At 71.6% G+C, this 5,862-nt stretch carries 3 protein-coding genes; all 3 read left to right on the forward strand.

All coding sequences use genetic code 11. The annotated features are described in order from the left end of the window. The coding region (locus tag GUY59_RS45635; protein ID WP_236668138.1) for a MinD/ParA family ATP-binding protein at positions 1 to 1,499 on the forward strand (1,499 nt) is incomplete at its 5' end. A gap of 47 nt (positions 1,500 to 1,546) precedes the next feature. Beyond that, positions 1,547 to 4,024, forward strand: a complete 2,478-nt coding sequence (locus GUY59_RS45640) for an ATP-binding protein (protein ID WP_138208587.1) — start codon at positions 1,547 to 1,549, stop codon at positions 4,022 to 4,024. Further along, the coding region (locus GUY59_RS45645; protein WP_161715081.1) for a type IV secretion system protein at positions 4,021 to 5,862 on the forward strand (1,842 nt) is incomplete at its 3' end. The genes GUY59_RS45640 and GUY59_RS45645, both read left to right, overlap by 4 nt.

A 5,862-nucleotide genomic window follows, 5' to 3' on the forward strand; every position in this document is an offset into this window, starting at 1 on the left:
CCGTTCCCACCGCTCAGGGTGACGGTGCCGAGGCCGACGACGTTCCCTCTGCCGTGGGTGAGGCGGAAGAGGCCGTGGACGCTGCGGCCGGTGCCGGGCAGGACGTGCCTGAGAGCACGACGGACGCGGTTCAGGACGGGGAAGGGGAAACGTCCGGCCAGGGCGTGCAAGACGTACGGGAAGCGGCGGACGACCAGGAGACCCCGGCGAGGGACCAGGCGAACGGCGGTCGTGCGAGGCCGCCGCTGATCCCGGTCGGCGGGTCCGGCGGACCGGACAGGGCGACCGGCGAAGATCCCGGCACCCCCGACCCGACCGGCGACCGCGACACCTCGACGGCGAGCCGCCACGATGCCGGGACAAACGGTGACTCCCTGGCGGGCCGGCGTGGTGCCGGGACGGACGGGGATTCGAGGGCCGGTCGGCGGGGTGCGCGGCCGGGCGGGCGCGGGCAGCAGGCGCCGCCGTTGCGCAGCGAACCCGACCGCAGCGGCGAACTGGTGCCGCCGGTGCCCGTGCCGCGCCCCGGCGAGGGCCGGGTGCGCCGGGTCGAGTCGGTCGTCGGGCGCGACCCGGGCGGCTGGCGGCGGATCGCCCAGGTGGTGGTCGGCGGGCCCGGCGTACGCACCGACGGATCGGAGATCGACGAGGCCAGGGCGAGGGCCGTGTTCGGCGGCAGCCGCAGGGTCGTCGTGCTGGGCTGCACCGGAGGCGCGGGGCAGAGCACGACCGCGCTCATGCTGGGCCACACGTTCGCCCACTACCGCGAGGACAGGGTGGTGGCCGTCGACGCCAACACCGGCGGCAGCACCCTGACCAGCAAGATCGAGCTGGAGACCCCTGAGACGCTCACCTCGCTGCTGTCCGGCCTCGACCGGGTCAGCGGCTACCTCTCCATGCGCGGATACACCACGAGGACGGCCTCCGGCCTTGAGGTGATCAGCGCCGACACCGACGCGGGCGCCGAGCAGCGGCTGGCGGACCGGTCCCTGTTCTCCGACCACCGGCTGGGCGAATCGATGCGCCTGCTGGACCGCCACTACAAGCTGGCCGTCATCGACCCGGCCGCCGCGCTGGCGGCACGGGTCCTGCCCTACGCCGACCAGCTCGTGCTCGTGGTCCCGGCGAGCGAGGAGGCGTCGGAGGCGGTGGCGATGACGTACGAGTGGCTCGACGGGCACGGCTGCGCGGAGCTGCGCAGGCGTGCGGTGATGGTGGTGAACGGCGTGAGCAGGCGTTCGATGGCCGACGTCGAGCAGGCGGAGGCGGTGGCCAGAGGCAGGTGCCGGGCCATCGTCAGGGTCCCCTGGGAGGACGATCTGGCGCCGGGCGGCGCGGACGTCGTCGACCCCGGGCAGTTGCGCGCGGCCGGGCGGCGGGCCTACCTCGCCCTGGCCGGCGTGGTGATAGCGGGCTTCGCGGCACAGGCACAGACCGTCCGACCGAGCGAAGAGGAGTTGGCGAGTGACCCCCCGGGCACGAGAATCGGTGAGCGATAAGTGAACAAGCGAGCAGGCACAGCCCGTTCATGCGCTGAGGGGGCGGCATGAGCAGGGCGTCACGAGCGCACCAGCGCCTCGCGGTCCGCTATTTCGACGACCGCATCCTGCTCACGGACACCTGCGCATGGGCGTACTTCAGACTCCCGACGGTCAGCTACGAGTTCGTCACGCCCGAGGAGCGCGAGGCGCTGGCCACCAACATAACGATCGCGCTGGCGGCGATCAGGATGCCCGACGCCGAGGTGCATCTGAGGGTCGCGCACCGCACCTACCCCGCGGCGGAGTGGGCCATGGCGCTCAACGCCACGTCCGACGAGGGGCCCGGCTGGCGCGACTACCTGGAGGAGATGTACCGGCACGTCTGGGCAAAGGACTTCTGGTCGAAGGAGGTCTACCTCGGCGTGCGGCTCGGGCCGCGCGGCAAGCAGCTCGGCAGCGGCGTGCTCAGCCAGCTCCTCGGCTTCTACCAGAGAACCGAGAAGACGCTCGGCATGGAGGACGACCACGTGCCCGACAGTGAGATCGGGCGGTGGACGGAGCAGGCGGAGCGGCTCGGCAGGGCGCTGGCGTCGAGTGCGCTCTACGTCAGGCACGCGACCTCCGTGGAGGTGGCGTGGTTGTTCCGGCACGCGGCCGCGGGCGCGCTGGGCGACCCGCCGCCATCGGCGAGCCCGAAGCGGCGCTGGGGCAAGGGCGAGATCGAGGCGCTGGTCGAGGGCGAGATCCACAACGGCAGATCACTGCTGCGGATCGTGCAGCCGCAGGGCGAGTCGTACGTCGCCCATCTGTCGTTCGCGCGCTTCCCCGATCTCATGCCGTTCCCCGACGGTGAGCCGTGGATGCACTTCGCCGACCAGCTCGCCTTCCCCGTGGAGATCTCGTCCCGGATGCGGTTGATCCCGCCGGTCAAGGCCTCCAAGGACGTTGCGCGGAAACTGGCGCACGCCCGCGACATGGACCACCACATCCGGGAGGCGGGCGCGGAGGCGCCGCTGGCGCTGGCCGAGCAGATCGACGCCGCCCGGATGCTGGAGCACGGCATCACCAAGGAGCGGCTGCCGTTCGTGTACGGCTGGCACCGCCTGATCGTGTCGGCCCCGACCGAGGACATCTGCGTGCAGCGGGTGGAGGCGGTCGTCGAGCACTACCGCGACATGGGCATCGACGTGGTCAACTCGACCGGCGACCAGTTCTCGTTGTTCTGCGAGGCGTTGCCGGGGGAGAAGGTGCAGGTCAACGCCTACGCCCAGCGCCAGCCGCTGCGGACGATCGCGGGTGGCATGGCCACGGCGACGGTCGATCTGGGCGACCGGCTCGACGACGGCAGCGAGGGCTGGCTGGGCCCGTACATCGGTGAGACGGTGGGCAGGGCGCGCAGCATCGTGCACTTCGACCCGCTGCTTGCGGCCAGCCGTAACCGGCCGACCGCCATCGCGATCACCGGCGAGCCGGGCGGCGGCAAGACGACGCTGGCGTTGCTGATGATCTATCAGATGGCGTTGCGCGGCGTGACGGTCGCGGTGATCGACCCGAAGGGCGACGCGGAGTCGCTCGTACGGCTGCTCGACAAGCGGGGCCGCAAGGCGCGCATCATCCCGCTCGGCTCGGCGGCGCCCGGCCTGCTCGACCCGTTCTCGTTCGGCGACGACATCGCGGCGAAGAAGACGATGGCCACCGAGACGCTGCGGTTGTTGCTGCCCCGGATGTCGGAGGAGCGCGAGTCGGCGATGATCCAGGCGGTGGCCGCGGTGTCGAACGCGCCCGATCCTTCGCTCGGCAAGGTCGTCGACTTCCTGGAGCGGGCGGACGACGCCGCGTCGAAGAACCTCGGCGCGGTGCTGCGCTCCATGTCGGAGATGCACCTGGCCAGGCTCTGCTTCGACCCTTCCGGCGGCGACCAGATCGACACGGAGGGGTGGACGACCGTGTTCACGCTGGGCGGCCTGACGCTGCCCGACGTGGCCACCACGAGGGACGACTACTCCTACGAGCAGCGGCTGTCGGTGGCGCTGCTCTATCTGGTCTCCCAGTTCGCGCGCAGGCTGATGAACGGCCTCGACCGGCGCGCCCCGAAGGCGATCTTCCTGGACGAGGCGTGGGCGATCACCTCCACGCCCGAGGGCGCCAAGCTGGTGCCCGAGGTCAGCCGGATGGGCCGCTCCCGCAACACCGCTCTGGTGCTGGTCTCGCAGAACGCGGGAGACCTGCTGAACGAGCAGGTGACCAACTGCCTGTCGTCCGTCTTCGCGTTCAGGTCCACCGAACGGGTGGAGGTGGACCACGTCATGTCCCTGCTCGGGGTGGAGCCGTCGGAAGAGCACAAGGCCGTGCTGCGCTCGCTCGGGAACGGCGAATGCGTATTCCGTGATCTGGATGGCAGAGCGGGCCGTATCGGAGTAGACCTGATCTCCGAGGAACTTCTCCGTTGGCTCGACACGAACCCCACACACGACAAACCCGTCGCCGACGGGCATGATGATCTTCAGGGGGGCGTGGGCAGAGCGCAGGAGGTACGGTCATGAAGGTCCGGCTATCCCGACGACTCGCGCTGGCGTTCGCGCTCGTCACCGCCGTGCTCGTGGTGCCCGTCGTGGTGGGAGGCGTGTCCGCCCCCGCGGCCGCGGCCCCCTGCGACCTGTCGGGCGCGCTCGCGCCCGAGGTGATCGGCGGCGGCACCGACGGCATGATCCAGCCCATGCCGCCCGAGGGCGGGGCGCAGGCTCCGACCACCAACTACGGCCAGTTCGGCATGAGCGGCCAGTTCTGGCACACCCACGAACTGGGCTGCTCCGACTACGTCGCCGTGCTCGGCAACATGTGGGCCAACGGCATCTTCACCGCCGCCAAGGCCGTCGACCGGCTGACGATCACCACGTACCAGGCGGCCGCGACCGAAGGGCCGCTCCAGTCGATCAAGGACGTGGTCGACGACATCGTCACGAGCCTGGCCGACGCGATGTACTGGCCGCTGCTCCGCCCGATCGTGATCATCGGCGCGATCTGGCTGGCCTGGTACGGCCTGATCCGCAAGCGGGCCACCACGACCGCCGAGGGCGTCATCTGGATGGTCCTGGCGGTCACCGTGGCGGTCTGGTTCTTCAGCAGGCCGGCCGACTTCACCGGGCTCGGCAAGGTGGTCACCGACAAGACCGGCGAGGTCGTCAACTCGGCGTTCTCCGGCCTGCCCGGCGCGGGCGGCGCGTCCTGCCTGCCGCCTCCCGGCGACAGCGCTCCCGAGGTCAAGCCCGGCGGCTTCGGCCAGGGCGGCACGCCGGGCGTCGAGCAGAACGCCGACGCGCTGTGGTCGACGCTGGTCTGCAAGCCGTGGCTGGTGGGCCAGTTCGGCACCGCGGATCCGGAGCAGCCCATCGTGCGCGACTTCGGCCGCAAGATGCTGGAGATCCAGTCGATCCCGCCTGCCGTCGCGGGCCAGCCCGCGCCCGACGTGGGGGCCCGCCAGTCGGAATACGCGGAGCTGGCCTCGCAACTGCGCAACGACCCCCGCTACACCGTCTTCTCCGGCAGAGACTGGTCCAACCGGCTGGGCGTGGCCGTCGGCGCGTTCATCGCCGCGCTGGTGGCCGGCACGCTCATCTTCCTGGTGGCGGTCTCGCTGCTGGTGCTCAAGGTGGGCTTCCTGCTGCTGCTCATCCTCGGGCCGATCTTCCTGCTCATCGGCGTGCATCCGGGCAGCGGGCGCATCATCGCCATGCGCTGGGTGGAGATGCTCGTCGGCACGCTGCTGAGACAGGCGGTCCTGACGATCGTCCTCAGCGTGCTCGTGTACGGCTACGCGCTGATCATCTCCACGGCCATGCCGTGGGGGCTGCAGGTGCTGTTCATGGCCCTGCTGACGATCGCGGTGTTCTTCTACCGCCGCCCGTTCCAGCACCTGTTCGCCTCGCTCAACGGCCACACGGTCACGACCCGCATGCTCGGCGAGGCGGCCAGTTCGTCCGTGCTCGAACGGTCCGCGGGCGCGCTGCCGCCGGTCGCGTCGGCCAGGATCGGACGCTGGGGGCTGCGCAAGGCCGAGCCGGTCATCAGGGCGGCGGCCGCTGCCAACCCGGCGGGGGTGGCGGCCACGGCGGCGACCGGGCAGGCCAGGGTACGCGCCGAGGAAGGCGAAGGCGCTCCTTCCGGCACCCGCGTGCCCGCCACGGCGGCGCCCCTCGACACCGACCAGCAGGCCGGTAAGGCGGCGACCAGGGCGCCGCTCGAACCGCGCAGGGGCACGGCGCCACCGCTCAACCTGGGCGCGCCCACCCGCACGCGCGGCGGGGCGGGCGGCGTCCGGCGAGGCGGAGGTCCTGGCGGGTCCGGGGGCGGGTCCGGAGGCATGGCCGGCGCGGGTGCGGGC

Source organism: Nonomuraea sp. K271 (assembly GCF_009908215.1).
GTDB classification, from domain to species: domain Bacteria; phylum Actinomycetota; class Actinomycetes; order Streptosporangiales; family Streptosporangiaceae; genus Nonomuraea; species Nonomuraea longispora.